Annotated in this window: 19 protein-coding genes and 1 tRNA gene; 3 read left to right on the top strand and 17 right to left on the bottom strand. The window is 63.3% G+C overall.

From position 1 onward, the window contains the following. Nucleotides 1-38 precede the first annotated feature (38 nt). From tuf to rpoB, 6 genes are all read right to left on the bottom strand, one after another. Nucleotides 39-1229, bottom strand: a complete 1191-nt coding sequence (tuf, locus tag AC3A4Z_RS04565; protein ID WP_050054308.1) for an elongation factor Tu — start codon at nt 1227-1229, stop codon at nt 39-41. A gap of 263 nt (nt 1230-1492) precedes the next feature. Next, complete coding sequence (fusA, locus tag AC3A4Z_RS04560) at nt 1493-3607, bottom strand: elongation factor G (RefSeq protein ID WP_091415057.1); 2115 nt, start codon at nt 3605-3607, stop codon at nt 1493-1495. 69 nt (nt 3608-3676) lie between these two features. Beyond that, the gene (rpsG, locus tag AC3A4Z_RS04555; RefSeq protein WP_026531948.1) at nt 3677-4147 is read right to left on the bottom strand and encodes a 30S ribosomal protein S7; all 471 of its coding nucleotides are present in this window, start codon (nt 4145-4147) and stop codon (nt 3677-3679) included. Nucleotide 4148: 1 nt separating this feature from the next. Then, nucleotides 4149-4523, bottom strand: coding sequence for a 30S ribosomal protein S12 (gene rpsL, locus AC3A4Z_RS04550; protein ID WP_009358312.1), 375 nt, complete (start codon nt 4521-4523; stop codon nt 4149-4151). Nucleotides 4524-4870: 347 nt separating this feature from the next. Further along, entirely contained in the window at nt 4871-8770 is a 3900-nt protein-coding gene (locus AC3A4Z_RS04545; RefSeq protein ID WP_050054306.1) for a DNA-directed RNA polymerase subunit beta', read from the bottom strand. A gap of 105 nt (nt 8771-8875) precedes the next feature. Continuing rightward, nucleotides 8876-12385 (bottom strand): DNA-directed RNA polymerase subunit beta, encoded by a 3510-nt coding sequence (rpoB, locus tag AC3A4Z_RS04540; protein WP_498710388.1) that lies wholly within the window; start codon nt 12383-12385, stop codon nt 8876-8878. A 453-nt stretch (nt 12386-12838) separates the two neighbouring features. Between rpoB and AC3A4Z_RS04535 the strand changes: the two genes are divergently transcribed. Both AC3A4Z_RS04535 and AC3A4Z_RS04530 read left to right on the top strand, forming a co-directional pair. Next, nucleotides 12839-14038, top strand: coding sequence for an acetyl-CoA C-acetyltransferase (locus AC3A4Z_RS04535; RefSeq protein WP_498710387.1), 1200 nt, complete (start codon nt 12839-12841; stop codon nt 14036-14038). Further along, entirely contained in the window at nt 14038-14523 is a 486-nt protein-coding gene (locus tag AC3A4Z_RS04530; RefSeq protein ID WP_498710386.1) for an aminoacyl-tRNA deacylase, read from the top strand. The genes AC3A4Z_RS04535 and AC3A4Z_RS04530 overlap by 1 nt, the downstream gene beginning before the upstream one ends. Nucleotides 14524-14593: 70 nt before the next feature. Here AC3A4Z_RS04530 and rplL read toward each other — a convergent pair whose 3' ends face one another. The 9 genes from rplL to AC3A4Z_RS04485 form a co-directional block, all read right to left on the bottom strand. Beyond that, nucleotides 14594-14971, bottom strand: a complete 378-nt coding sequence (gene rplL / locus AC3A4Z_RS04525) for a 50S ribosomal protein L7/L12 (protein WP_013601842.1) — start codon at nt 14969-14971, stop codon at nt 14594-14596. A 78-nt stretch (nt 14972-15049) separates the two neighbouring features. Then, on the bottom strand, nt 15050-15631 hold the full coding sequence (rplJ, locus tag AC3A4Z_RS04520) for a 50S ribosomal protein L10 (RefSeq protein WP_493970615.1): 582 nt from the start codon (nt 15629-15631) through the stop codon (nt 15050-15052). Nucleotides 15632-15928: 297 nt separating this feature from the next. Then, on the bottom strand, nt 15929-17047 hold the full coding sequence (locus AC3A4Z_RS04515; RefSeq protein WP_498710385.1) for a GNAT family N-acetyltransferase: 1119 nt from the start codon (nt 17045-17047) through the stop codon (nt 15929-15931). 7 nt (nt 17048-17054) lie between these two features. Continuing rightward, nucleotides 17055-18182: a GNAT family N-acetyltransferase gene (locus tag AC3A4Z_RS04510; RefSeq protein WP_498710384.1), complete on the bottom strand. Its 1128-nt coding sequence runs from the start codon at nt 18180-18182 to the stop codon at nt 17055-17057. 127 nt (nt 18183-18309) lie between these two features. Continuing rightward, on the bottom strand, nt 18310-19017 hold the full coding sequence (gene rplA, locus AC3A4Z_RS04505) for a 50S ribosomal protein L1 (protein ID WP_050054298.1): 708 nt from the start codon (nt 19015-19017) through the stop codon (nt 18310-18312). A 132-nt stretch (nt 19018-19149) separates the two neighbouring features. Continuing rightward, nucleotides 19150-19581 (bottom strand): 50S ribosomal protein L11, encoded by a 432-nt coding sequence (gene rplK, locus AC3A4Z_RS04500; RefSeq protein WP_003803853.1) that lies wholly within the window; start codon nt 19579-19581, stop codon nt 19150-19152. Nucleotides 19582-19711: 130 nt separating this feature from the next. Beyond that, nucleotides 19712-20551: a transcription termination/antitermination protein NusG gene (gene nusG / locus AC3A4Z_RS04495; protein ID WP_498710382.1), complete on the bottom strand. Its 840-nt coding sequence runs from the start codon at nt 20549-20551 to the stop codon at nt 19712-19714. Between the two features lie 114 nt (nt 20552-20665). Beyond that, nucleotides 20666-20950 (bottom strand): preprotein translocase subunit SecE, encoded by a 285-nt coding sequence (gene secE, locus AC3A4Z_RS04490; protein ID WP_307609227.1) that lies wholly within the window; start codon nt 20948-20950, stop codon nt 20666-20668. 82 nt (nt 20951-21032) lie between these two features. Next, nucleotides 21033-21105: transfer RNA gene (locus tag AC3A4Z_RS04485), tRNA-Trp, on the bottom strand. A 278-nt stretch (nt 21106-21383) separates the two neighbouring features. On the opposite strand from AC3A4Z_RS04485, the gene AC3A4Z_RS04480 reads away from it, so the two are divergent. Continuing rightward, the gene (locus tag AC3A4Z_RS04480) at nt 21384-22601 is read left to right on the top strand and encodes a pyridoxal phosphate-dependent aminotransferase (protein ID WP_498710380.1); all 1218 of its coding nucleotides are present in this window, start codon (nt 21384-21386) and stop codon (nt 22599-22601) included. Between the two features lie 238 nt (nt 22602-22839). Here the strand turns inward: AC3A4Z_RS04480 and AC3A4Z_RS04475 are convergent, their stop codons facing one another. Further along, nucleotides 22840-23529, bottom strand: a complete 690-nt coding sequence (locus tag AC3A4Z_RS04475; RefSeq protein ID WP_498710378.1) for a LuxR C-terminal-related transcriptional regulator — start codon at nt 23527-23529, stop codon at nt 22840-22842. Beyond that, nucleotides 23526-24977, bottom strand: a complete 1452-nt coding sequence (locus AC3A4Z_RS04470; RefSeq protein ID WP_498710376.1) for an ATP-binding protein — start codon at nt 24975-24977, stop codon at nt 23526-23528. The genes AC3A4Z_RS04475 and AC3A4Z_RS04470 overlap by 4 nt, the downstream gene beginning before the upstream one ends. Between the last annotated feature and the right edge of the window lie 121 nt (nt 24978-25098).

Genomic DNA, 25098 nt, shown 5'->3' with positions numbered 1-25098 from the left:
TGCAGATGCAGCGGGGCTGTTCTTCAGTTCAACAAGAATTACTTGATGATCTTGGTAACACGTCCTGAACCAACGGTGCGGCCGCCTTCGCGGATTGCGAAGCCGAGGCCCTCTTCCATAGCGATGGGCTGGATGAGCGCAACGGTCATCTCAGTGTTGTCGCCAGGCATAACCATTTCCGTGCCCTCGGGCAGGGTGATAACGCCGGTTACGTCCGTGGTACGGAAGTAGAACTGCGGGCGGTAGTTGGAGTAGAACGGGTTGTGACGTCCGCCTTCGTCCTTGGAGAGGATGTAGACGTTAGCTTCGAAGTCGGTGTGCGGGGTGATGGAACCCGGCTTGACGACAACCTGGCCACGCTCTACGTCATCGCGCTTCAGACCGCGGAGCAGGAGGCCACAGTTCTCGCCGGCCCATGCTTCGTCGAGCTGCTTGTGGAACATCTCGATACCGGTAACCGTGGTCTTCTGGACCGGGCGGATGCCGACGATCTCGACCTCGGAGTTGATGGCGAGGGTTCCACGCTCGGCGCGGCCCGTAACAACGGTGCCACGGCCGGTGATGGTGAAGACGTCCTCGATAGGCATCAGGAACGGCTTGTCACGGTCACGTACGGGGTCCGGAACAGACTCGTCCACAGCAGCCATCAGGTCCTCAACGGACTTGACCCACTCGGGGTCGCCTTCCAGGGCCTTCAGGCCGGAAACGCGGACAACCGGTGCTTCGTCGCCATCGAAGCCCTGCGAGCTCAGGAGCTCACGAACTTCCATTTCAACGAGGTCCAGCAGTTCCTCATCGTCAACCATGTCGGACTTGTTCAGGGCGACCAGCAGGTAGGGAACACCAACCTGGCGGGCGAGCAGAACGTGCTCGCGGGTCTGTGCCATCGGGCCGTCAGTGGCGGCAACCACGAGGATTGCACCGTCCATCTGTGCAGCACCGGTGATCATGTTCTTGATGTAGTCAGCGTGACCCGGAGCGTCTACGTGTGCGTAGTGGCGCTTCTCGGTCTGGTACTCAACGTGGGAGATGTTGATGGTAATGCCGCGCTGACGCTCTTCGGGAGCAGAGTCAATCGACGCGAAGTCACGCTTCTCGTTGAGAGTCGGGTACTTGTCGTACAGCACCTTGGAAATGGCGGCCGTCAACGTCGTCTTACCGTGGTCAACGTGACCAATGGTGCCGATGTTAACGTGCGGCTTAGTCCGCTCGAACTTTGCCTTTGCCACAGGTTCCTCCTAGAACGTTTTCAAATGACATACCCTTCAACCGCGCTTGTCGCGGCAGAAACTCAGGTAAGTCTACTTGGGGGGCTTTGGATTGGTGAAATTGCAGATTCAGGAACTAATACTAGTCCCCAAAGCCTGTTCGTGCAGATGGCAGGAAACCGGCTTGACCGGATGAATCCGACCGTCTCCGGCCACCTGCACCGGCTGTGCTTTCCGAAACCGGCAAGCGCACCCGAATTTGTTCGCTGCGAAAGTCGGAAAGACTATTCGCCGCGGGTCTTCTGGATGATCTCGTCGGCAACAGCCTTCGGGACCTCGGCGTAGCTGTTGAACGTCATGGAGTACACAGCACGGCCCTGGGTCTTCGAACGCAGGTCACCGATGTAGCCGAACATGCCGGACAGCGGGACGTGCGCACGGATGACCTTGACGCCCTGTGCATCTTCCATGGACTGCATCTGGCCACGGCGGGAGTTGAGGTCACCGATAACTTCACCCATGTATTCCTCAGGGGTGCGGACCTCGACATCCATCAGCGGTTCGAGCAGAACCGGGTTCGCCTTGCGTGCGGCTTCCTTGAAAGCCATACGGCCGGCGATCTTGAACGCCATTTCCGAAGAGTCGACATCGTGGTAGGCGCCGTCAATCAGCGTTGCCTTGATGCCCACAACCGGGTAACCGGCTAGGACGCCGTCGTTCAGTGCATCCTGGATACCGGCGTCAACCGACGGGATGTACTCGCGCGGAACGCGGCCACCGGTGACCTTGTTCTCGAACTCGTACAGCTCGCCCTCGGCGGTGTCCAGCGGCTCGATCGCGATCTGGATCTTTGCGAACTGACCCGAACCACCGGTCTGCTTCTTGTGCGTGTAGTCGTGGCGTTCGACGGCGCGCTTGATGGTTTCGCGGTAAGCAACCTGGGGCTTGCCCACGTTGGCTTCGACCTTGAATTCGCGGCGCATGCGGTCCACCAGGATGTCCAGGTGGAGCTCGCCCATGCCGGCGATGATGGTCTGGCCGGTGTCTTCGTTGAGGGACACCTGGAAGGTGGGGTCCTCAGCGGAGAGCTTCTGGATGGCCGTGGAGAGCTTCTCCTGGTCACCCTTGGTGTTCGGCTCGATGGCAACCGAGATCACGGGCTCCGGGAAGCTCATGGACTCGAGCACGATCTGGTTGGCGGAGTCGCACAGGGTGTCACCCGTGGTGGTGTCCTTCAGACCGATGGCTGCGTAGATGTGGCCGGCGGTAGCGCCCTCGACGGGCATTTCCTTGTTGGCGTGCATCTGGAACAGCTTGCCAATGCGCTCCTTCTTGCCCTTGGTGGAGTTGACCACCTGGGCGCCTGCTTCCACGTGACCGGAGTACACGCGGATGAAGGTGAGCTGGCCGAAGAACGGGTGCGCAGCAATCTTGAAGGCCAGTGCGGAGAACGGCTCTTCGGAAGAAGGCTTGCGGGTCAGTTCCTTCTCTTCGTCGCGAGGATCGTGGCCGACCATCGGGGGGACGTCGAGCGGGTTCGGCAGGTAGTCCACAACGGCGTCGAGCATGGGCTGCACGCCGCGGTTCTTGAACGCGGAACCGCAGAAGATCGGGTAGAGCTCGGAGTTGATCGTCATCTTGCGGATGCCGGCCTTGAGCTCGTCGATCGAGATCTCTTCGCCCTCAAGGTACTTCTCCATGAGTTCCTCGGAGGACTCGGCGACCGTCTCAACGAGGTTCGCGCGGTACTCTTCGGCCTTTTCCTGGAGGTCAGCCGGGATCTCGCGGATCTCGTACTTGGCGCCCATGGTCACGTCACCCTTGGCATCGCCGGGCCACACCAGTGCGCGCATGTAGAGCAGGTCCACGACGCCGATGAAGTCGTTCTCGGCACCGATCGGCAGCTGCATAACGAGCGGCTTGGCACCGAGGCGGCTGATGATGGTGTCTACGGTGAAGTAGAAGTCGGCACCGAGCTTGTCCATCTTGTTGACGAAGCAGATGCGCGGAACGTTGTACTTGTCAGCCTGGCGCCAAACGGTCTCAGACTGCGGCTCAACGCCTTCCTTGCCATCGAAGACGGCAACAGCGCCGTCGAGGACGCGCAGGGAGCGCTCAACCTCAACGGTGAAGTCCACGTGGCCGGGGGTGTCGATGATGTTGATCTGGTTGTTTTCCCAGAAGCAGGTCACGGCGGCAGACGTGATGGTGATGCCGCGTTCCTTTTCCTGTTCCATCCAGTCGGTGGTCGAAGCGCCGTCGTGCGTTTCGCCGATCTTGTGGTTCACACCCGTGTAGAACAGGATGCGCTCGGTGGTGGTGGTCTTGCCGGCATCAATGTGGGCCATGATGCCGATGTTGCGGACCTTACTAAGGTCGGTAAGCACGTCCTGTGCCACGGGGTCTCCTTTTGGGATGGACTACACGTTCGCCGCCGGCTCGGTTGAGCCGGCGGCGCCCGGGGAGTATTACCAGCGGTAGTGTGCGAAGGCCTTGTTGGACTCGGCCATCTTGTGGGTGTCTTCGCGACGCTTCACAGCGGCACCGAGACCGTTGGAGGCATCCAGGATTTCGTTCTGGAGGCGCTCGGTCATGGTCTTTTCGCGGCGGGCCTTGGAGTAGCCAACCAGCCAGCGCAGAGCGAGTGCGGTGGAGCGGCCCGGCTTGACCTCAACCGGAACCTGGTAGGTGGCGCCGCCGACGCGGCGTGAGCGGACCTCGAGGGAAGGCTTGACGTTGTCCATGGCCTTCTTGAGTGCTGCTACGGGGTCGCCGCCGGACTTGGCGCGTGCGCCTTCGAGGGCACCGTAGACGATGCGCTCTGCCGTGGACTTCTTACCGTCAACGAGCACCTTGTTGATGAGCTGGGTGACCAGCGGGGAGCCGTAAACGGGATCTAGTACGAGCGGCCGCTTGGGGGCCGGACCCTTGCGAGGCATATTACTTCTTCTCCATCTTTGCGCCGTAGCGGCTGCGGGCCTGCTTACGGTTCTTCACACCCTGGGTATCGAGGGCGCCACGGACGATCTTGTAGCGGACACCCGGGAGGTCCTTCACACGACCACCGCGGACGAGCACAATGGAGTGCTCCTGCAGGTTGTGTCCCACACCGGGGATGTAGGCGGTAACTTCGACGCCGCCGTTGAGGCGCACGCGTGCCACCTTACGCAGAGCCGAGTTCGGCTTCTTCGGTGTGGTGGTGTAAACGCGGGTGCAAACACCGCGGCGCATGGGGCTGCCCTTAAGCGCGGGGGCCTTGGTCTTTGAGACCTTAGGCGTGCGGCCCTTGCGGACCAGCTGGTTAATCGTAGGCACTCTCGTGTTCTCCGTTGGTTTGATCTCTACCGGAGCATTCAGGCGTCAGCCGTCACTGCGTCGGTTTTGGCGTTGTCCCTGCAGCCTGGGTATCTCGAATCGTGCCTAGGCGTGCAAAAGAGTGGCATTCGTTGCGCACTTAGCCCGCAACCCGGAAACAAGCTCACACCCAACATCATGAGAACAAAACCAAAATGATGCTGCGGCGGCCTTCATCCACTGCCACACAGAACAATTACCAAAATTCTAGCACGGCTTGCTCCCGGGCCTTAATCGGGTGTATACGAAAGGCCCCGCCTCCCCCTGCCAAACTGCAGCAGGGAGAAACGGGGCCTTCCAGTCGACTATTACCGGAAGTCGTTGCCCAGGTCGTAGTCATCCAGCGGGATGGCGTGGAACTCAGGAGCTCCGTCGCCGCCCAGGGTGTCGTACGAGAAGTCACTGAACGCGCTGGGGCCGGTGAACAGGTTGGCCTTCGCTTCCTCAGTGGGCTCCACGGTGACCTCGGTGTAGCGCGGGAGGCCCGTGCCGGCCGGGATCAGCTTACCGATGATGACGTTCTCCTTGAGGCCGAGCAGCGGATCGCTCTTGCCTTCCATGGCCGCCTGCGTCAGGACGCGGGTGGTCTCCTGGAAGGAAGCTGCGGACAGCCAGGACTCGGTGGCCAGGGACGCCTTGGTGATACCCATGAGCTCGGGACGTCCGGAAGCCGGAGTCTTGCCCTCGGATACAACGCGGCGGTTGGCCTCCTCGAAGCGGCTGCGCTCGGCGAGCTCGCCGGGCAGCAGGTCCGATTCGCCGGACTCGATGACCGTGACGCGGCGCAGCATCTGGCGGACGATAACCTCGACGTGCTTGTCGTGGATACCGATGCCCTGGCTGCGGTACACGCCCTGGACTTCGTCCACCAGGAACTTCTGTGCCGCACGCGGACCCATGATGCGCAGGACCTGCTTGGGATCGACCGGTCCGTTGATCAGCTTCTGGCCGACGGTGACGTGGTCGCCATCCTCGATCAGCAGGCGTGAACGGCGCAGGACCGGGTAGGCGATCTCTTCGGTTCCGTCATCGGGAGTGATGACCAGGCGCATCTGGCGCTCGGACTCTTCGATGGTGATGCGGCCGGCTGCTTCTGCAATCGGGGCAACACCCTTCGGAGTACGGGCTTCGAAGAGCTCCTGGATACGGGGCAGACCCTGGGTGATGTCGTCGCCGCCGCTGGCGGAAACAGCACCACCGGTGTGGAACGTACGCATGGTCAGCTGCGTGCCGGGCTCACCGATGGACTGTGCGGCGATGATGCCCACGGCCTCGCCGATGTCCACAGTCTTGCCCGTGGCCAGCGAACGGCCGTAGCACAGGGCGCAGGTGCCGACGCTGGACTCACAGGTGAGTACAGAACGGACCTTGACCTCGGTGATGCCGGCCTTGAACAGCTCGTCAATCACCACGTCACCGCAGTCGGTGCCGGCAGCTGCGAGGACCTTGCCCTCGGAGTCCACGACGTCGACGGCGAGCGTACGTGCGTAGGCACTGTTCTCGACGTTCTCGTCCAGGACCAGCTCGCCATTGGAATCGGCGACGGCGATGGGCGTGACCAGGCCACGCTCGGTGCCGCAGTCCTCTTCGCGGACGATGACGTCCTGGGAGACGTCCACCAGACGACGGGTCAGGTAACCCGAGTTGGCGGTACGCAGAGCGGTGTCAGCCAGACCCTTACGGGCACCGTGGGTGGCGATGAAGTATTCCAGCACCGACAGGCCCTCGCGGTAGGAGGACTTGATGGGACGCGGGATAATTTCACCCTTCGGGTTGGCCACCAGGCCACGGATACCCGCGATCTGGCGGACCTGCATCCAGTTACCACGTGCACCGGAGGACACCATGCGGTTGATGGTGTTCATCGGCGACAGGCTGTCACGCATCGCCTGGGCGATCTCGTTGGTTGCCTTGTTCCAGATCTCGATCAGTTCCTGGCGACGCTCGTCGTCGTCGATCAGGCCCTTGTCGTACTGGCCCTGGATCTTGGCAGCCCGCTCCTCGTAACCGGCGAGGATCTGCGGCTTGGCGGCCGGAACCTCGATGTCGGAGATGGCGACGGTGACGCCTGAGCGGGTGGCCCAGTAGAAACCGGCATCCTTCAGGTTGTCCAGCGTTGCTGCGGTGACAACCTTCGGGTAGCGCTCAGCGAGGTCGTTGACGATGCGGGACAGTTCGCCCTTGTCGGCAACAGCCTCAACCCAGGGGTAGTCCTCGGGCAGGGTCTCGTTGAAGAGGACCTGGCCCAGGGAGGTCTGGACGAGCGCGGGCTGACCCTGCTCCCAGCCTTCCGGAGCTTCCCAGCCGGCGTACGGGACGAAACCTTCGAGGCGGATCTTGACCTGCGAGTTCAGGTGCAGCTCGCGGGCGTCGAACGCCATGATGGCCTCGGCAACCGAGCCGAAGACGCGGCCTTCGCCAGCCGAACCGACACGCTTGGTGGTCAGGTGGTAGAGGCCGATGATCATATCCTGCGAGGGCAGGGTGACCGGGCGTCCGTCGGAGGGCTTCAGGATGTTGTTCGAGGACAGCATCAGGATGCGGGCCTCGGCCTGGGCCTCCGGGCTCAGCGGCAGGTGCACTGCCATCTGGTCGCCGTCGAAGTCAGCGTTGAAGGCGCCACACACCAGCGGGTGAAGCTGGATGGCCTTGCCTTCAACAAGCTGCGGTTCGAACGCCTGGATACCGAGGCGGTGCAGGGTAGGTGCACGGTTGAGCAGCACCGGGTGTTCGGTGATGATCTCCTCGAGCACGTCCCAGACCTGCGGACGGTAACGCTCCACCATGCGCTTGGCCGACTTGATGTTCTGGGCGTGGTTGAGGTCAACCAGGCGCTTCATCACGAACGGCTTGAAGAGCTCCAGCGCCATCTGCTTGGGCAGGCCGCACTGGTGCAGCTTCAGCTGCGGGCCGACGACGATGACCGAACGGCCGGAGTAGTCGACGCGCTTGCCGAGGAGGTTCTGGCGGAAACGGCCCTGCTTGCCCTTGAGCATGTCGCTCAGGGACTTCAGCGGACGGTTGCCCGGTCCGGTGACCGGACGGCCGCGGCGGCCGTTGTCGAAGAGGCTGTCAACAGCTTCCTGAAGCATGCGCTTCTCGTTGTTGACGATGATCTCCGGAGCACCCAGGTCAAGCAGTCGCTTGAGTCGGTTGTTGCGGTTGATCACACGGCGGTACAGGTCGTTGAGGTCGGAGGTCGCGAAGCGGCCACCGTCCAGCTGGACCATGGGGCGCAGTTCCGGCGGGATCACCGGGACGGCGTCAAGGACCATGCCAAGCGGGCTGTTGTTGGTGGTCAGGAACGCGTTGACCACCTTCAGGCGCTTGAGGGCACGGGTCTTGCGCTGGCCCTTGCCGTTGGCAATGACGTCGCGCAGCAGGTCGGACTCGGCCTGCATGTCGAAGCTTTCAAGACGCTTCTTGATGGCTTCGGCACCCATGGAGCCTTCGAAGTACATGCCGTAGCGGTCGCGCAGCTCGCGGTACAGGCCTTCGTCACCTTCGAGGTCGGCGACCTTCAGGTTCTTGAAGCGGTCCCAGACCTGCTCGAGGCGCTCGATGTCGGCGTCGGCACGCTTGCGCACGTTGGCCATCTGGCGGTCGGCGGAGTCGCGGGCCTTCTTCTTGTCGGCAGCCTTGGCGCCTTCACCCTCGAGGCGGGCAATCTCGCCTTCGAGGTCGCGGGCGATCGCCGCGATGTCGGAGTCACGGTTGTCGATCAGCTGCTTCTTCTCGATGTCGTGCTCAACCTGCAGGTTGGGCAGTTCCTCGTGGCGGGCGGCCTCGTCAACGCTGGTGATCATGTAGGCGGCGAAGTAGATGACCTTTTCGAGGTCCTTCGGTGCCAGGTCAAGGAGGTAGCCCAGACGGGACGGAACACCCTTGAAGTACCAGATGTGCGTGACGGGAGCGGCGAGCTCGATGTGGCCCATGCGCTCACGGCGTACCTTTGCGCGGGTGACCTCAACGCCACAACGCTCACAGATGATGCCCTTGAAGCGCACGCGCTTGTACTTGCCGCAGTAGCATTCCCAGTCCCGGGAGGGGCCAAAGATCTTCTCGCAGAAGAGGCCGTCCTTCTCGGGCTTGAGCGTGCGGTAGTTGATGGTTTCCGGCTTCTTAACCTCGCCGTAAGACCAGCCGCGGATGTCTTCCGCGGTGGCGAGGCCGATCTGCATGAGGCCGAAGGAGGATTCGCTGGACATATGGTCCCTGTTCTCTCTTGTTCTCTAAATTCTGAAGTCTTGGGTGCGGGGAGGAGGGAGGCAAGGTACGACGGCGGGCGGTCACCCGCCGTCGTACCGCACCTGCTAGACCTCTTCTACGGAACTGGGCTCTGCACGGGACAGATCGATACCCAGTTCCTCCGCAGCCGTGAAGACTGCGTCATCAGAGTCACGCATTTCAATTGTGGTTCCGTCCGTGGAGAGGACTTCCACGTTCAGGCACAGCGACTGCATTTCCTTGATCAAGACCTTGAAGGACTCGGGAACACCCGGCTCGGGGATGTTCTCGCCCTTGACGATGGCTTCGTAGACCTTCACGCGGCCATGGATGTCATCGGACTTGATGGTGAGGAGTTCCTGGAGCGTGTAGGCGGCGCCGTAAGCTTCGAGCGCCCACACTTCCATTTCACCGAAGCGCTGGCCACCGAACTGTGCCTTACCACCCAGCGGCTGCTGCGTGATCATGGAGTACGGGCCGGTGGAGCGCGCGTGGATCTTGTCGTCCACCAGGTGGTGGAGCTTCAGGATGTACATGTAGCCGACCGAGATCGGATCCGGGAACGGCTCGCCGGAGCGGCCGTCAAACAGGCGGGTCTTGCCGGAGGAGTTGATCAGGCGTTCGCCGTCACGCGTCGGGTTGGTGGAGTCCAGCAGGCCCGTGATTTCCTCTTCGCGGGCACCGTCGAACACCGGCGTGGCAACAGTGGTCTGGCCACTCTCGCGCGGCAGGTTCGGCAGCTGCTTGACCCACTCGGGCTCGCCTTCGATCTTCCAACCGGTCTTGGCAACCCAGCCGAGGTGCGTCTCGAGCACCTGGCCCACGTTCATACGGCCCGGGACACCCAGCGGATTCAGGACGATATCAACGGGGGTGCCGTCGGCAAGGAAGGGCATGTCCTCAATGGGGAGGATCTTGGAGATAACACCCTTGTTGCCGTGGCGGCCGGCGAGCTTGTCGCCGTCGGTGATCTTGCGCTTGGCAGCGACGTAGACGCGGACCAGCTGGTTCACGCCCGGGGGCAGCTCGTCGTCGTTGTCGCGGTCGAAGACACGCACGCCGATGACCGTGCCGGACTCGCCGTGGGGCACCTTCAGCGAGGTGTCGCGCACTTCGCGGGACTTCTCACCGAAGATGGCGCGCAGCAGGCGCTCTTCCGGGGTCAGTTCGGTTTCACCCTTCGGGGTGACCTTTCCGACCAGGATGTCCCCTGCTTCAACCTCGGCACCGATGTGGATGATGCCGCGCTCGTCCAGGCCTGCCAGGACTTCCTCGGACACGTTGGGGATGTCACGGGTGATTTCCTCGGCACCAAGCTTGGTGTCGCGGGCATCGATCTCGTGCTCCTCGATGTGAATGGAGGAAAGAACGTCCTCGGCAACGATGCGCTGCGAGAGGATGATGGCGTCCTCGAAGTTGTGGCCTTCCCATGACATGAATGCCACGAGCAGGTTCTTGCCAAGGGCGAGCTCGCCCTGGTCCGTTGCCGGGCCGTCGGCAATGATGCCGCCAACTTCCAGGCGCTGGCCTTCGTTCACCAGGACACGGTGGTTATAGCAGTTGCCCTGGTTGGAGCGGGCGAACTTGTTGATGCGGTAGTTGGTCTCCGTGCCGTCGTCGTTAAGCATGATGACGAGCTCGGCGGAAACCTCGGTAACCACACCGGCCTTCTTCGCGATGACAACGTCACCGGCGTCGACAGCCGCGGCGCGCTCCATGCCGGTGCCCACGAAGGGAGCCTCGGAACGGACCAGCGGCACAGCCTGGCGCTGCATGTTGGCACCCATGAGTGCGCGGTTGGCGTCATCGTGCTCGAGGAACGGGATCAGGGCGGTAGCCACGGACACCATCTGGCGCGGGGAAACGTCCATGAACTCGACGTCCCCGGCGGGAACCAGAACCGGCTCGCCTCCACCACCACGGGCACGCACCAGGACGGTGTCCTCGGCGAACTTCTTGTTCTCGTCCAGCGGCGCGTTGGCCTGGGCGATCAGCACCTCGGCCTCGTCGTCGGCCGTCAGGTACTGGACGTCGTCGGAAACGACGCCGTTCTTGACCAGGCGGTACGGGGTCTCGATGAAGCCGAACGGGTTGATGCGTCCGTAGGATGCCAGCGAACCGATCAGACCAATGTTCGGGCCTTCAGGAGTTTCGATGGGGCACATACGTCCGTAGTGGGACGGGTGCACGTCACGGACTTCCATGCCGGCGCGGTCACGGGACAGACCACCGGGGCCAAGCGCCGACAGGCGGCGCTTGTGGGTCAGGCCCGAGAGCGGGTTGTTCTGGTCCATGAACTGCGACAGCTGGGAAGTTCCGAAGAACTCCTTGATGGCTGCCACTACGGGGCGGATGTTGATCAGGGTCTGCGGCGTGATGGCCTCGACGTCCTGGGTGGTCATACGCTCGCGGACAACGCGCTCCATACGGGACAGGCCGGTGCGGACCTGGTTCTCGATGAGCTCGCCGACGGCGCGGATGCGGCGGTTGCCGAAGTGGTCGATGTCGTCGATTTCGACGCGCAGGTCCACTTCCTGGCCATCGCGGGTGCCCTTGATGGTCTTCTCGCCAGCGTGCAGCGCAACGAGGAACTTGATCATCGCAACGATGTCTTCAACGTGCAGGACCGAAGCTTCCTTGTCGCCAAGGGAGCGGTCGATGCCAAGCTTGCGGTTGATCTTGTAGCGGCCAACCTTGGCCAGATCGTAGCGCTTGGAGTTGAAGTACAGGTTGTCCAGCAGCGACTGGGCAGCCTCGACGGTGGGCGGCTCGCCCGGGCGCAGCTTCCGGTAGATGTCCAGCAACGCGTCTTCGCGGGTCTCGGTGGCGTCCTTCTCCAGGGTTGCCCGCATGGAGTCGTACTGGCCGAACTCTTCGAGGATCTGGCCTTCGGTCCAGCCGAGGGCCTTCAGCAGCACGGTGACGGACTGCTTGCGCTTGCGGTCAAGGCGGACGCCCACCTGGTCGCGCTTGTCGATCTCGAGCTCGAACCAGGCGCCGCGGGACGGGATGATCTTCGCGGTGAAGATGTCCTTGTCGCTGGTCTTGTCAGCGGCACGCTCGAAGTAGGCGCCCGGGGAACGGACCAGCTGGGAGACGACGACACGCTCGGTGCCGTTGACCACGAAGGTGCCCTTCTCGGTCATCAGCGGGAAGTCGCCCATGAACACGGTCTGCTGCTTGATTTCGCCCGTGTTGTTGTTCATGAACTCGGCCTTGACGTACAGCGGAGCCGAGTACGTAGCGTCCCGGTCCTTGCACTCGGCCATGGTGTACTTGGGGTCAGCGAACTCCGGATCAGAGAAGCTCAGGGACATGGTGCCCTGGAAGTCCTCGATCGGGGAGATCTCTTCGAAGATGTCCGAGAGGCCGGACGTGGTGGCGACGCTAAGATCGTTTTCTTCAACGGCTTTCGCTACGCGGGCCTGCCAGCGCTCGTTTCCAACCAGCCAGTCGAAGCTGTCGGTCTGGAGGGCAAGCAGATTCGGAACGTCAAGAGGTTCGTGAATCTTTGCGAATGAAAGCCGGCGAGTGGCACCATCAGTGCTGTCGGCGGTGTTAGCGGTTTCGTTATTAGAGGTGCTCGAGGCGACCAAGAGGGATCCTTCCACAGACCTTCAGGCGTTTTCAGATCTCCCCCGCATGCACCCTGCGGAATGACTCCGCAGTGCTACCATCCGGTTCCGCTATATGACCCGGGGCCGGTGCTGACTATGCTGTGACGTTGTTGACGGCACGTTGATTGCCAGCTGCCAGGCGAAAGCCCACCGCTATATGAAGGCTGAAGGTAAACAGGGAAGACGCAAATATCTACGATACGGCAAAATAACCTACATGTCTACCCCACATCCGGCGCGATTGCAAGCACTGGTTTTCGCGGTCGCAGAGTGAGCCCGCGCGGCGTCGGCCTGAACGGACGGGAAATTTCGGGTGGTGCGGCAACCATCCTTCGGAATGCCTGCGGCGGCCCGGGCGTTTGAATAGTTGGGTGAGCAGCGTCACGGTAGCCTAGGTGGCCTACCACCGGAATCAGATCGGGAGAGATAACCATGGGCAACTCCACGGACAACACTGACGTTGTCATTATCGCAGCAGCGCGCACACCGCAGGGCCGGATCAACGGGCAACTGGCGAGCTTCACCGCCGTCGACCTCGGGGCGCATGCCATCAAGGCAGCGCTGAAGGCCAGCGGCGTGGACGCCGGCCAGGTGGAGGCCGTGATCATGGGGCAGGTGCTGCAGGCCGGTGCCGGGCAGAATCCGGCGCGGCAAAGCTCCATCGGGGCCGGCATCGGCTGGAATGTCCCGGCCGTGACCGTGAACAAGGTGTGCCTTTCGGGGCTGACGGCCGTGATCGACGCCGCCCGGATGATCCGCAGCGGCGAGGCGTCCGTGGTGGTGGCCGGCGGCCAGGAATCCATGACCCGGGCACCCCATCTGCTGCCGGGCTCCCGGCAGGGCTGGACCTATGGATCCATCCAGGCGCTCGACGCCGCCGCCCACGACGGACTGACCGACGCCTTCGACGGCCAGTCAATGGGCCTGTCCACCGAAACCCGCAACCTCGCGCTCGGCATCGACAGGACATCCCAGGACAACGTAGCCGCACAGTCCCATCAGCGGGCCGCGCTGGCCGCCAAGAACGGAACATTCGACGACGAAATTGCACCGATCAGCGTCAAGCAGCGTAAGGGTGATCCCCTGGTGGTTTCCACCGACGAGGGCGTCCGGCCCAACGCTTCCGTGGAATCACTGGCCGGGCTGCGGGCGGCCTTCGTCACCGACGGCACCATCACCGCCGGCAACTCCTCTCCCCTGTCCGACGGGGCAGCGGCCTTGGTCCTCTCCTCCCGGGCTTACGCCGAAGAACACGGACTGGAATACCTGGCAGTAGTGGGCAAGCCCGGGCAGGTTGCGGGGCCGGACAACTCGCTGCACTCCCAGCCGTCCAACGCCATCCAGAATGCCCTGGGCCGTGCGGGCTGGTCCACCGCTGACCTTGACTTCATCGAGATCAACGAAGCATTCGGTTCCGTGGCGGTGCAATCGCTGAAGGACCTGGACTACCCACTGGAGCAGTGCAACATCCATGGCGGGGCCATCGCCCTGGGCCATCCCATCGGGGCATCCGGTGCGCGCCTGGCAGGGCACGCGGCGCACGAGCTCAAGCGGCGCGGGAAGGGCAAGGCCGCGGTATCCCTGTGCGGGGGCGGCGGGCAGGGCGAAGCGCTCCTGCTGTACCGCGACTGATGGCGGACGCAGCAGCCGGCGCCGGCAGGGAGAGATTCCTTGCCGACGCCGCGGCCCGCGGACTGCAAGTCGAAGTAGTGGAAAGGCCCGCCGCCAAAAGCCTGGAGGAAGCCGCCGGCATCCTGGGGATCACGCCGTCGGACATCGTGAAATCCCTGGTGGTCAAGCACAAGGACGGCTCCTTCCTGTTCGCCCTCGTTCCGGGCGACCGCCAGATTTCCTGGCCGAAGCTCCGCAACCTGGTGGGCGTCAACAAGCTCTCCCTACCTCCCGCTGACGTGGCGTTGGACGCCACCGGCTACGAACGGGGCACCATCACTCCGCTCGGCAGCACCAACAGCTGGCCTGTCTACGCGGACGCAACGATCACCGGTCGGAGGATCTCGATGGGCGCCGGGGCCCACGGCTACAGCGCGTTCGTGGACGCCGATGCACTCACCGGTGCGTTGGGTGCCGTCGTGGCGGACATCAGCGACCCAGCCTGACCCTGTCGAAAGAGGACAGCAAAAAGCCCCGCCCACAAACGTGGACGGGGCTTTTTGCGGAAAAGCGCTGTTACTTGAGGGTAACGGTGGCGCCTGCAGCCTCGAGCTGCTCCTTGGCCTTCTCGGCAGCTTCCTTGGTAGCACCTTCGAGGACAGCCTTGGGAGCGCTGTCAACCAGGTCCTTTGCTTCCTTGAGGCCCAGGGAAGTGATGGCGCGAACTTCCTTGATCACTGCGATCTTCTTGTCGCCGGCTGCTTCGAGGACGACGTCGAAGTCAGTCTTCTCTTCAACCTCTTCAGCAGCTGCGCCACCGGCGGGGCCGGCAACTGCAACAGCAGCAGCGGTAACTTCGAAGGTCTCTTCGAAGAGCTTGACGAACTCGGAGAGCTCGATGATGGTCAGTTCCTTGAAAGCTTCAATGAGCTCTTCGTTGCTGAGCTTCGCCATGGTAGGCGTCCTTCCTGTTGTGGTGTCCGCACGGCACGAAGCCTTGCATCACACCGGAGTCTGGTGGGGTAAAGAGAATTAGTTCTCTTCGGCAGCCGGAGCTTCGGCCGGGGCCTCTGCTTCAGCGGCGGGAGCTTCTTCAGCGGCAGGCGCTTCGGCAGCTGCCGGTGCACCGTTCTCTTCTTCAAGCTTGAGGCGCAGTGCGTCAATGATGCGTGCAGCGGCGGCGGCAGGTGCCTTGAGGACGCCTGCAACCTTGGCGAGCTGCAGCTCACGGGACTCGAGCGCTGCCAGTGCGGCAACCTCGCTGGCGTTCAGTGCCTTGCCCTCGAAGTAACCGGTCTTGATGACCAGCTGCTTGTTGGCCTTGGCAAAATCCGTCAGGCTCTTGGCAGCGGCAACTGCGTCACCCTTGATGAACGCGATTGCAGTGGGGCCGGCAAGCTGGCCGTCGAATGCTTCGACACCGGCTTCCTTGGCTGCAATGGCGGTCAGGGTGTTCTTGACGACCGCGAACTTGGTGTCCTGGCCGAGAGAAACACGCAGTTGCTTGAGCTGTGCAACGGTGAGCCCGCGGTATTCGGTCAGGACAGCGGCGTTCGATTCCTTGAAATCGTTAGTGATCTCAGCTACTGCTGTGACCTTGGTAGGCGTTGCCATAACCCTCCTTCCGGGGATAGTGCCGGTATGCGACGGTCCCCGCTCAAGAGAGCTAAAACTAAAAACGCCCCGCGCAGATGCACGGGGCTTGGCTCAACACAGATCATTCCATGGAGCTTTGCTTCGTTCACCTGCGCCGGCCGCCCTGTGTAGAGGGTCCTTCGTCCAGAAAGCCACTGCATCTCCCGCGCACAACTGCAGAGTTGAGCCATGTTCGAGAGAGTGGATTTCCAACAACCGACGGTCTTTGGTCATCCCAGTCTACGGGAGAGCCCCGGAGACCGCCAAATCGAGGCCCTAGCTGGTACTGGTGTGCAGGTGCGGGAGCTCTTTTTGCCAGATCCCCGTGACTCCGGCCGTCTGAAACCCCAGCTGTTTGTTGACGGTCAGGAGGTACCGGTTCTCCGGGGCATTCCAGGTGTAGATGATCCGCGCGTCCGGGAACTGCTCGGTGAGCCGCTCCATGTTGGCCACCTTGATCAGCAGCCCGAGCTTATTGCCGCGGTGTTCCTGCAGGACCAGGGTGTCGTCCTGGAAAACGACGTCGGCGCGGTGCGCCAGCACGGTGATGGTGGTCAGGCCCACCAACGTTCCGGTGGCGAGATGTTCCACGGCGGTGACCACGGTCCGCCGGCCCTGAGCAATGGCGACCTCTTCGGCCTCCCGGAGGATGGCGCCGTCGAACACCATCTCCTGCTCAACGGGCGCATCCAGGGCGGGATCGACGTCGGCGCCCGCCTGGTTCTCCAAGGCAGCGACAGCTTCCAGCCACTGGTCCGGGCAGCGGTCCGTCCAGTGGTGCAGCCGGTACCGCCCGTTGTTGGCCTCGTTCGCTTCCGCCTGGAGGTCGGCCACCAGCTTGGTGTCCAGCGGCAACGTGCAGGAGCTGAACTGTTCGATGTGCTGCAGCGTGTAACCGGTGCGCTGTGCGAACTCGACCTCGCGGCTTTCCAGCGGCACGAAGCCCTGTCCCGTCCCGGGGACCAGCTGGGCGCGCTCAAATTCGTGCAGGGATGCGCCCGGGTGGTTGGTGTCCACGAGGATCATGGTGCGGCCCTCCTCGCGGGCCAGCTGTTCCGCTGCCTGCAGCAGCCGCCGGCCAACACCCTGGCGCTGGAATTCGGGGAGGATGTCGAGGGTGAACTCCGCCAGGTCCAGGTTGTCGGTGAGGGGCAGGGCAATATCGACGGTGCCCACGATCTCCCCGTCCACCTTTGCCACGAGAATGAGCTGCCGTTCGTAGGGGTCCTGGAACTCGAGCAGCTTCTCCAGCGGACCGTAGGCGAGGTCGTCACTGCCCCAGGTCTGCATCCGGACTTTCCGTCCCACCTCGACGGCGGCCAGGAAGTCAGCTGCGTCCGGCGCGTCCACTGAATCGGGAATCCAAAGCTGCTCGATCTTTACGTCTCTTGCCATAGGCGCATCATCCCAGCCGTTTCTGCCACTCGCCTTCATAACCTGCGGGCTTGAATCCAAGTGCAATATTTATGGCCAGCATATGTTGGTTTTCGTTGGCATTCCATGTCAGGACCGATCGTGCCGCCGGCCACCTGTCGTGCGCCCTTCGCAGATTGGCCACTTTCATCAGCATGCCGAGGCGCCGGCCGCGGTGTCCCGACGTCACCAGGGTGTCCTGCTGCGCGATTGATTCGGGGACCGCCGGGCGCCAGTTCAGCACCGTGTAGCCCGCAAGTTCCCCTGTGCTGCCGTGGACTGCTGCCGTCACGGCCGATTGGACCCCGCTCCGCATCAAAGCCTGTTCCTCCTCGCGGACCCGGGCTGTGTCCCAGTCCTCGCGTTCCCAGTCCAGTCCGGCGATGGGAACGTCTGTGCTCATGGTTGCCTTAAGCCGGGCATAGGCCTCAACAAGGTCCTCGGGGCAGGTGTCATCCCAGCCTGTAATGGTGTACCCCGCGGCTTTCGGTGAAGCTTCGGCGTCGAGGCGGTCCAGCACGTCCGCTGGCACGGGCAGCTCCAGACGGCTGGACCGTTCCACCTGCTCCAGCTCATAGCCGGTTGCAACAGCGAAGGCCACGGCAGGGTCATCCAGCGGCAGGCCGCCTGCCCCGGACTTGGCCGGAAGCAGTGCGCCGCCGTCACTGCCGTCCAGCGGAACCTCGTGGTAGGCGTCCAAGGAGGTCCTGCCGCGTGCCCTCGCAACGCCTTCGGCGTAGGCCACGAGGGCGCGGCCCAGACCTTGTCGGCGACGGCCAGGGGTGATCAGGACGTCGATGCCGGCCGTGTGGGTGTTCTCGCGCAACGGGAGCGTTACGGAGCACGTGCCCACCGTTTCCGGTCCGAGCCTGGCCCGGTAGAGCTGCCGTTCCTCATACTCGTTGCCGCGCCAGTACTCCAAGGCTTCCGGCAAGGTAGGGCAGCGGTCCAGGTTGCCCCACACCGAAAGCTCGTGCGCCACCCGCAGGTTGTGGCACTCCCGGAACCCGGCACCGGGTTGCGCTCCCCCGGGTCCGGGCCCGCCGGCCGGCGGCACCTCCACGGCCTCTATGGACAGCGCTGCGATTTCGCGTGCGGAGGGATCCGGTTCGGCCATTTCCCCAGCTTAGGCAGCAATCTGCACTTCCGGGATGGTTCCTGTGGCTTAAAAACGAAACCGCCCGGCAGGTGCCGGGCGGTTTTGTTTGCCGCGGAAATCCGCAGCAGGAGCTTCACGCGAGGATTTAGGCCTCGACCAGAACCTTGGTGACGTTCGGGTCGACGGAGATGCCGGGACCGAACGTGGTGGCAACGGTGGCCTTCTGGATGTAGCGGCCCTTGGAAGCGGACGGCTTCAGGCGAAGCACCTCTTCCAGGGCTGCTGCGTAGTTCTCAGCCAGCTTGACGGCGTCGAAAGACACCTTGCCGATGATGAAGTGCAGGTTGGAGTGCTTGTCGACGCGGAAGTCGATCTTTCCACCCTTGATGTCGTTGACGGCCTTGGTGACGTCGGGGGTCACGGTGCCCGTCTTCGGGTTCGGCATCAGGTTACGCGGGCCCAGGACCTTACCGAGGCGGCCAACCTTGCCCATGAGGTCAGGGGTGGCGACGGCGGCGTCGAAGTCGGTCCAGCCGCCGGCGATCTTTTCGATCAGGTCATCGGAACCAACGAAGTCGGCGCCGGCAGCGATTGCTGCCTCAGCCTTGTCACCCGTGGCGAAAACCAGGACGCGGGCAGTCTTACCGGTGCCGTGGGGCAGGTTGACGGTGCCGCGGACCATCTGGTCAGCCTTGCGGGGGTCGACGCCGAGGCGGAATGCAACCTCAACGGTGGCGTCGAACTTGGACGGGTTGGTGTCCTTGGCCAGCGTTACTGCCTCGAACGGCGCGTAGAACTTCTCCGCGTCGATCTTGGCGGCTGCTGCCTCATATGCTTTGCTGCGCTTTGCCATGCTGCTTATTTCTCCTTGTGCAGTTGTGGTCTGCGGACCGCGCTGGGCCCTGCCACAGTCGAGGATCCGGCGTGGATCCTGCGACAATTCAATGTTTTTGTTGACCGGTTGCCCGGTGGTGGAAGGCTGTTATTAGCCTTCGACCGTGATGCCCATGGAGCGGGCGGTGCCGGCGATGATCTTCGCTGCGCCTTCGAGGCTGGTGGCGTTGAGGTCTTCCATCTTGGTGGAGGCGATCTCGTTAACCTGGGCCTGGGTCAGCTTGGCAACCTTGACGGTGTGCGGGGTAGCTGAACCCTTGGCGACGCCTGCAGCCTTCTTGATGAGCTCTGCAGCCGGCGGGGTCTTGGTGATGAACGTGAAGGAACGGTCCTCGTAGACCGTGATTTCCACGGGGATGACGTTTCCGCGCTGGGCTTCCGTCGCAGCGTTGTACGCCTTGCAGAATTCCATGATGTTGACACCGTGCTGGCCAAGCGCAGGACCGATCGGCGGAGCCGGGTTAGCGGCACCTGCCTGGATCTGCAGCTTGATGAGGCCGGTGACCTTCTTCTTGGGAGCCAATGTAGGGTCCTTCTCTCAATAACGTCCTGGGGCACAGGAGCGTGCCTCAGGTTTTTGGCCGCCATGGCAAGGCGGCCGGCCGTTCCGGTGCTGCTAAAGCGGGCAGCGCCGGGACGAATTCTTTGGGTTGTCAGATCTTGGTGACCTGGTTGAACGCCAGGGTGACAGGCGTTTCGCGCTCGAAGATCGAAACCAGCACCACAAGGGTCTGGGACTCGGGCTTGATCTCGGAGATCGTGGCCGGAAGTGTCTCGAAGGGGCCTTCCTTGACGATGACGGACTCGCCGACTTCGAAGTCGACAGCCACCGGGGCCTGGTTCTGCTTGTTGACGGGCTTGCCCTTCTCGGCCTGCTCTTCTTCGAAGACCGGCGCGAGCATGGAAAAGACCTCGTCCAGGCGCAGCGGCACGGGGTTGTGGGCGTTGCCCACGAAGCCGGTGACGCCGGGGGTGTGGCGGACGGCGCCCCAGGAGGCGTCGGTCAGGTCCATGCGGACCAGGACGTAACCGGGGATGCGGACGCGGTTGATGACCTTACGCTGGGCGTTCTTGATCTCAACGACTTCTTCCATGGGCACCTGGATTTCGAAGATGTAATCTTCCATGTCCAGGGTCTGGATGCGGGTCTCCAGGTTGGCCTTCACGCGGTTTTCGTAACCGGCGTAGGAGTGGATGACGTACCAGTCACCTTCCTGGCGGCGCAGCTTGGCCTTGAACTCCTCGGCGGGGTCGACGTCGGCCTTGGCTGCTGCAGCGGCGAGGGCGTCGGCGGACTCTTCCTCAGAGCCGGCCTCGTCATCGGACTCTGCGTCAAAGTCGTTCACGTCAGCGGCTTCGGCGTCGTCATCGGAATCGGCGTCGCTGGCTTCGGGCGCGGAGGACTCAACCTCAGACTCGTCACCGGCTTCTGCCGTGATGTCCGCGGACTCTTCCAGCTCAGTCTCGGTTACCTCGAGCTCCTGCTCAGACACTTGGTCTCCTGCTTCCTCATTGCCTAACATGCCTATTTAAATGGCTCAATTCCGCACACCGGTGTTTCCCTCCGGTTTTCCCGGACGGAACACTCAGCTGCGGATGGTTCAGCCTTAGCTGTCCGTGGGGCCGGTACCGCCGAAGATCCAACCGACAGCAGTTCCGAAACCGATGTCCAGCAGGCTGACGATGACCATCATGATGGCCACGAACACCAGCACCACGAGCGTGTAATTGATCAGTTCCTTGCGGGTTGGTGCAACAACCTTCTTCAGTTCGCCGATGATCTGGCGGACAAAGAGTGCAATGCGGGCGAAGAAGTTTGCCTTGGCGTCCTTCTTAGCTGGGCGGCCCTTGGAGCTGCTGGCAGCTGTTTCGGTCACCTGGTCCTCGCTCATCTTTGCAATGTCGGATTACCCGGCCCTGATCAGAACCATGGTTGCTGCGCGTGCCCCGGGCCTTAGCCCGGGGCAGCTTGCGCAGGGCAGACAGGACTCGAACCTGCAACCTGCGGTTTTGGAGACCGCTGCGCTACCAATTGCGCCACTACCCTATGGAGTGAATCTCACCCTGACCATAACGAACCGCCAGCTTGAACTGGGGCGCACGTCATCATCCGTGTTTTCAACACCGGTGAACCAGTCTACGCAACAACTTCGCGTTCGTCGAACCGGCCCGATTCCGGCCCTTCAAGCTGCCTCGTCATAACGGTGGCTGCAGGGCAGTCACATTCAAAACCGGCAACCCGGAGGGTCCGGTGAACAGCATAGAGTAGAACTCGTCGAATCCCACATTCCAGCCTTCGGGCTGCAAGCGAAGAACGGACCTGCCATGTCTGCCGCCCGCGTTTCCCAGCGCATATCCGCAATTGCCGAATCCGCAACCCTTGCCGTTGACGCCAAGGCTAAGGCGCTGAAGGCAGCAGGACGGCCGGTTATTGGATTCGGCGCCGGTGAACCGGATTTTCCCACCCCGGACTACATCGTCCAGGCTGCCATCGAGGCGGCAAGCCAGCCGAAGTACCACCGCTACTCCCCCGCCGGCGGGCTGCCCGAGCTGAAGAAAGCCATTGCTGAGAAGACGCTCCGGGACTCCGGCTACGCCGTCGACCCTTCCCAGGTCCTGGTGACCAACGGCGGCAAGCAGGCCGTCTACAACACGTTCGCCACCCTCGTGGACCCGGGGGACGAAGTCATCGTCCCCACCCCGTTCTGGACCACCTACCCGGAAGCCATCAGGCTCGCCGGAGGTGTGCCCGTTGAGGTTTTTGCCGGCCCGGAGCAGGACTACCTGGTAACCATCGAGCAGCTTGAGGCCGCCGTTACCGACAAAACCAAGATCCTGCTGTTCGTCTCCCCGTCCAACCCCACCGGCTCGGTCTACTCGCCGGAGCAGGTGGCGGAAATCGGCAAGTGGGCCGCCGCCAAGGGCCTGTGGGTGGTCACGGACGAGATCTACGAGCACCTGACCTACGACGGCGTTCCCTTCACGTCAATCGCCACCGCCGCCCCTGAGCTGGGCGACAAGGTGGTCATCCTCAACGGTGTGGCCAAGACCTATGCAATGACCGGCTGGCGCGTGGGCTGGATGATCGGCCCGGCCGACGTCATCAAGGCCGCCACCAACCTCCAGTCCCACGCCACGTCCAACGTCTCCAACATCCCGCAGGTGGCAGCTCTCGCTGCCGTGTCCGGGCCGCTGACCGCCGTCGATGAGATGAAGGTTGCTTTCGACCGCCGCCGCAAGGCCATCGTCGCCGGGCTCAACGCCATCGAAGGCGTGGAATGCCCGACGCCGAAGGGCGCCTTCTACGTGTACGCGGACGTCCGCGCGCTGCTGGGTAAGGAATTCCCGACCGCGTCCGGCACCTCCACGCCGAAGACCTCCGCCGAGTTGGCTGCCTTGATCCTCGACGAGGTTGAGGTGGCAGTGGTGCCGGGTGAAGCATTCGGGCCGTCCGGCTACCTGCGCCTTTCCTACGCCCTGGGCGACGAGGACCTCGCCACCGGCGTGCAGCGGCTGCAGGACTTCCTCGGCAAGGCCCAGTAGGACGCTCTCTCACTTAACGCTGGAAAATCCAGGACGCTCTCTCACTTAACGCTGGAAATATCGGAACGCTCTATCACTCTCTTTAGGAGAGTGATAGAGCGTTCCGCGTTAGGGCGCATCAACTGATAGAGCGTCCGGGAAAAAGCCGCGTTAAGTGATAGAGCGTCGGGGAAAAAGCCGCGTTAAGTGATAGAGCGTCGGGGAAAAATGCGCGTTAAGTGAGAGAGCGTTGGGGGGTCTAGAGGAGGCGGCGCTCAGCGGCCCACTTGGTGAGTTCGTGGCGGCTGGAGAGCTGGAGTTTGCGGAGGACCGCGGACACGTGGGTCTCCACTGTCTTGATGCTGATGAAGAGCTCCTTGGCCACCTCCTTGTAGCTGTAGCCACGGGCAATCAGCCGCATCACCTCGAGTTCGCGGGCTGAGAGCCTGTCCAGTTCGTCGTCGGCGATGTCGGCCGGGGCAGTTCCGAAGGCGTCCAGCACGAAACCTGCAAGGCGCGGGGAGAAGACGGCGTCTCCCCCGGCCACCCGGTAGACGGCATCCGTGATTTCCGCCCCGGATATGGTCTTGGTGACATACCCGCGGGCTCCTGCCCGGATAACAGCCACCACATCCTCGGCGGCGTCCGAGACGCTGAGCGCGAGAAACCTGGTGGTGGACAGCAGCGGGGCCGAACCGGCGATGACTTCCCGCCCTCCGCCGCCGAGGCCGCCGGGCAGGTGGACGTCCAGCAGCACCACCTCGGGCCGTTCCCGGGCGATTACGGCAATGGCCTGCTCCACCGTTGCTGCTTCCCCCACCACGTGGATGCTTGGATCCAGGTCTGCCTTCAGGCCGGAGCGGAAAATCGCGTGGTCGTCGACGATCACCACCCGGACGGGTGTTGCGGGCCGGATGGGGCCCGTACCAGATCCTTGCGTGGTGTTCATGGTTTGCCTTCCGTGCTCTGTGATGGCTTGTCGGCAGGAGCGGCGGCCGGGTAGCCGAGCCGCACTTCCGTGCCGTCTGTGGTGCTGGTGATGGTGGCTGTGCCTCCATGGCGGTTCATCCGGCCGATGATGGATTCCCGGACACCCAGCCGGTCCTCGGGGACGTGCTGCAGTTCGAAGCCAGGGCCACGGTCCTTGATGAACACTTCGGCGCGTCCGCCCGAAACCTCCAGGTAAACCGAGACGGTCCCGCCGCCGTGCCGGGACGCGTTCAACATTGCCTCACGGCTGGCCTGGATCAGGGCCTCGTGGCCCTCAGCGACTGCGGTGTCCCCCACGCTCACCACCTCCACGGCATTGCCCAGCAGGTCCTCCACCTCGGCCGCAACAGCCTTGATCCGGTCCGAAAGCTGCCCGGCATCCTTCTCCGGATCGGCAAACAGCCAGCCCCGCAGCTCCCGCTCCTGGGCACGGGCCAGCCTGACGACGTCGTGCTCATTGGCCGCCCGCCGCTGGATCAGTGCCAGGGTCTGCAGCACCGAGTCGTGGAGATGGGCTGCGATTTCCGCACGCTCGGTTTCCCGGATCCGGCCGGCACGCTCCGCTTCAAGGTCACGCCAGAATTTCAGCGCCCACGGAAGCAGGACCAGCACCACGCCGCCAAGGACGGCCACGGAAGCCAGCAGCGCCAGCCAGGTCTGTTCCCAGGAGCCGGAACCGGACACCATCACCAGGACACCCGCCACCACCAGCGCCAGGCCAGCGGCGAGCCGGGCCCAGCCGCCGGCCTGGTCCGCCTTGGTCTTGTCCACGAGGCCGGCGCGCCGGCTCTCATCGAGCTGCATCCATGCGATGGAGGCTCCGCCAAGAACTGCTGCCGCCGGAATCAGGGTGCCCAGCGGCACGTCCACGCCGAGGAGCTGGGCGATCAGGATGCCCGCCACGAGCAGCAGACCGGCGCCGAGCAGGATTTCCTTGCCGTACCGCATGTCCCGGAACCAGGGCCGCGCTGCTGCAGATACGTTCCCTGCGCCGTCCCCCGGCCCGTAGGACGGGCCGTCCGGGGAAGGCGGCAAGGTGCCGGGGCCCGCCGTCGGGACACTGCCTGGAGGTTGAAGACCCGGCCCGGCCGCCCGGACGGAAGCAGGGACGCCGTGCGGGACATCGGTCCGGCCAGGGGCGTGGACCGGATCCTGGCTCACGGCGGGCGCAATGGGCGACGCCGGGCGGCGGGCCTGCCGCCGCGCGCTTTCGTCCGCGGTGGGCACCATGATCCACAGCCAGGCATAAAAGACGACGCCGGCCCCGCCGGCAAGCGTAGCCAGCACCATGCCCACCCGCACGTTGCGGACGGGCCAGCCCAGGTGCGCGGCAAGGCCGGAGCATACGCCCGCGATGAAGCGGTCGCTGCGCCGGACCAGCGGGGGCCGGATGGGGGCGGTTGTCATGGATCAATCCAAACACGGATCAGGGTTGCCCGGACCGTGTTCCGGCCTGAACCGGGGGCCACTCAGGGGCCGTTCAGGGTGTCCCCCAGTAGAGCGGAAGCGCCGCGGACGGAAGGATCGA

Source organism: Arthrobacter sp. Soil_C_49, assembly GCF_057656635.1.
Note: the sequence above shows the minus strand (reverse complement) of the source record. Positions and strands in the feature narration are given on the sequence as shown.

Excerpts from the sequence above, each read along its gene's own strand:
- rpsG (WP_026531948.1), bottom strand. The coding sequence starts at position 4,147 with ATGCCTCGCAAGGGTCCGGCCCCCAAGCGGCCGCTCGTACTAGATCCC.
- AC3A4Z_RS04545 (WP_050054306.1), bottom strand. The coding sequence starts at position 8,770 with ATGTCCAGCGAATCCTCCTTCGGCCTCATGCAGATCGGCCTCGCCACC.
- AC3A4Z_RS04535 (WP_498710387.1), top strand. The coding sequence starts at position 12,839 with ATGGGCAACTCCACGGACAACACTGACGTTGTCATTATCGCAGCAGCG.
- AC3A4Z_RS04530 (WP_498710386.1), top strand. The coding sequence starts at position 14,038 with ATGGCGGACGCAGCAGCCGGCGCCGGCAGGGAGAGATTCCTTGCCGAC.
- rplL (WP_013601842.1), bottom strand. The coding sequence starts at position 14,971 with ATGGCGAAGCTCAGCAACGAAGAGCTCATTGAAGCTTTCAAGGAACTG.
- rplJ (WP_493970615.1), bottom strand. The coding sequence starts at position 15,631 with ATGGCAACGCCTACCAAGGTCACAGCAGTAGCTGAGATCACTAACGAT.
- AC3A4Z_RS04515 (WP_498710385.1), bottom strand. The coding sequence starts at position 17,047 with ATGGCAAGAGACGTAAAGATCGAGCAGCTTTGGATTCCCGATTCAGTG.
- AC3A4Z_RS04510 (WP_498710384.1), bottom strand. The coding sequence starts at position 18,182 with ATGGCCGAACCGGATCCCTCCGCACGCGAAATCGCAGCGCTGTCCATA.
- rplA (WP_050054298.1), bottom strand. The coding sequence starts at position 19,017 with ATGGCAAAGCGCAGCAAAGCATATGAGGCAGCAGCCGCCAAGATCGAC.
- secE (WP_307609227.1), bottom strand. The coding sequence starts at position 20,950 with ATGAGCGAGGACCAGGTGACCGAAACAGCTGCCAGCAGCTCCAAGGGC.
- AC3A4Z_RS04480 (WP_498710380.1), top strand. The coding sequence starts at position 21,384 with ATGTCTGCCGCCCGCGTTTCCCAGCGCATATCCGCAATTGCCGAATCC.
- AC3A4Z_RS04475 (WP_498710378.1), bottom strand. The coding sequence starts at position 23,529 with ATGAACACCACGCAAGGATCTGGTACGGGCCCCATCCGGCCCGCAACA.
- AC3A4Z_RS04470 (WP_498710376.1), bottom strand. The coding sequence starts at position 24,977 with ATGACAACCGCCCCCATCCGGCCCCCGCTGGTCCGGCGCAGCGACCGC.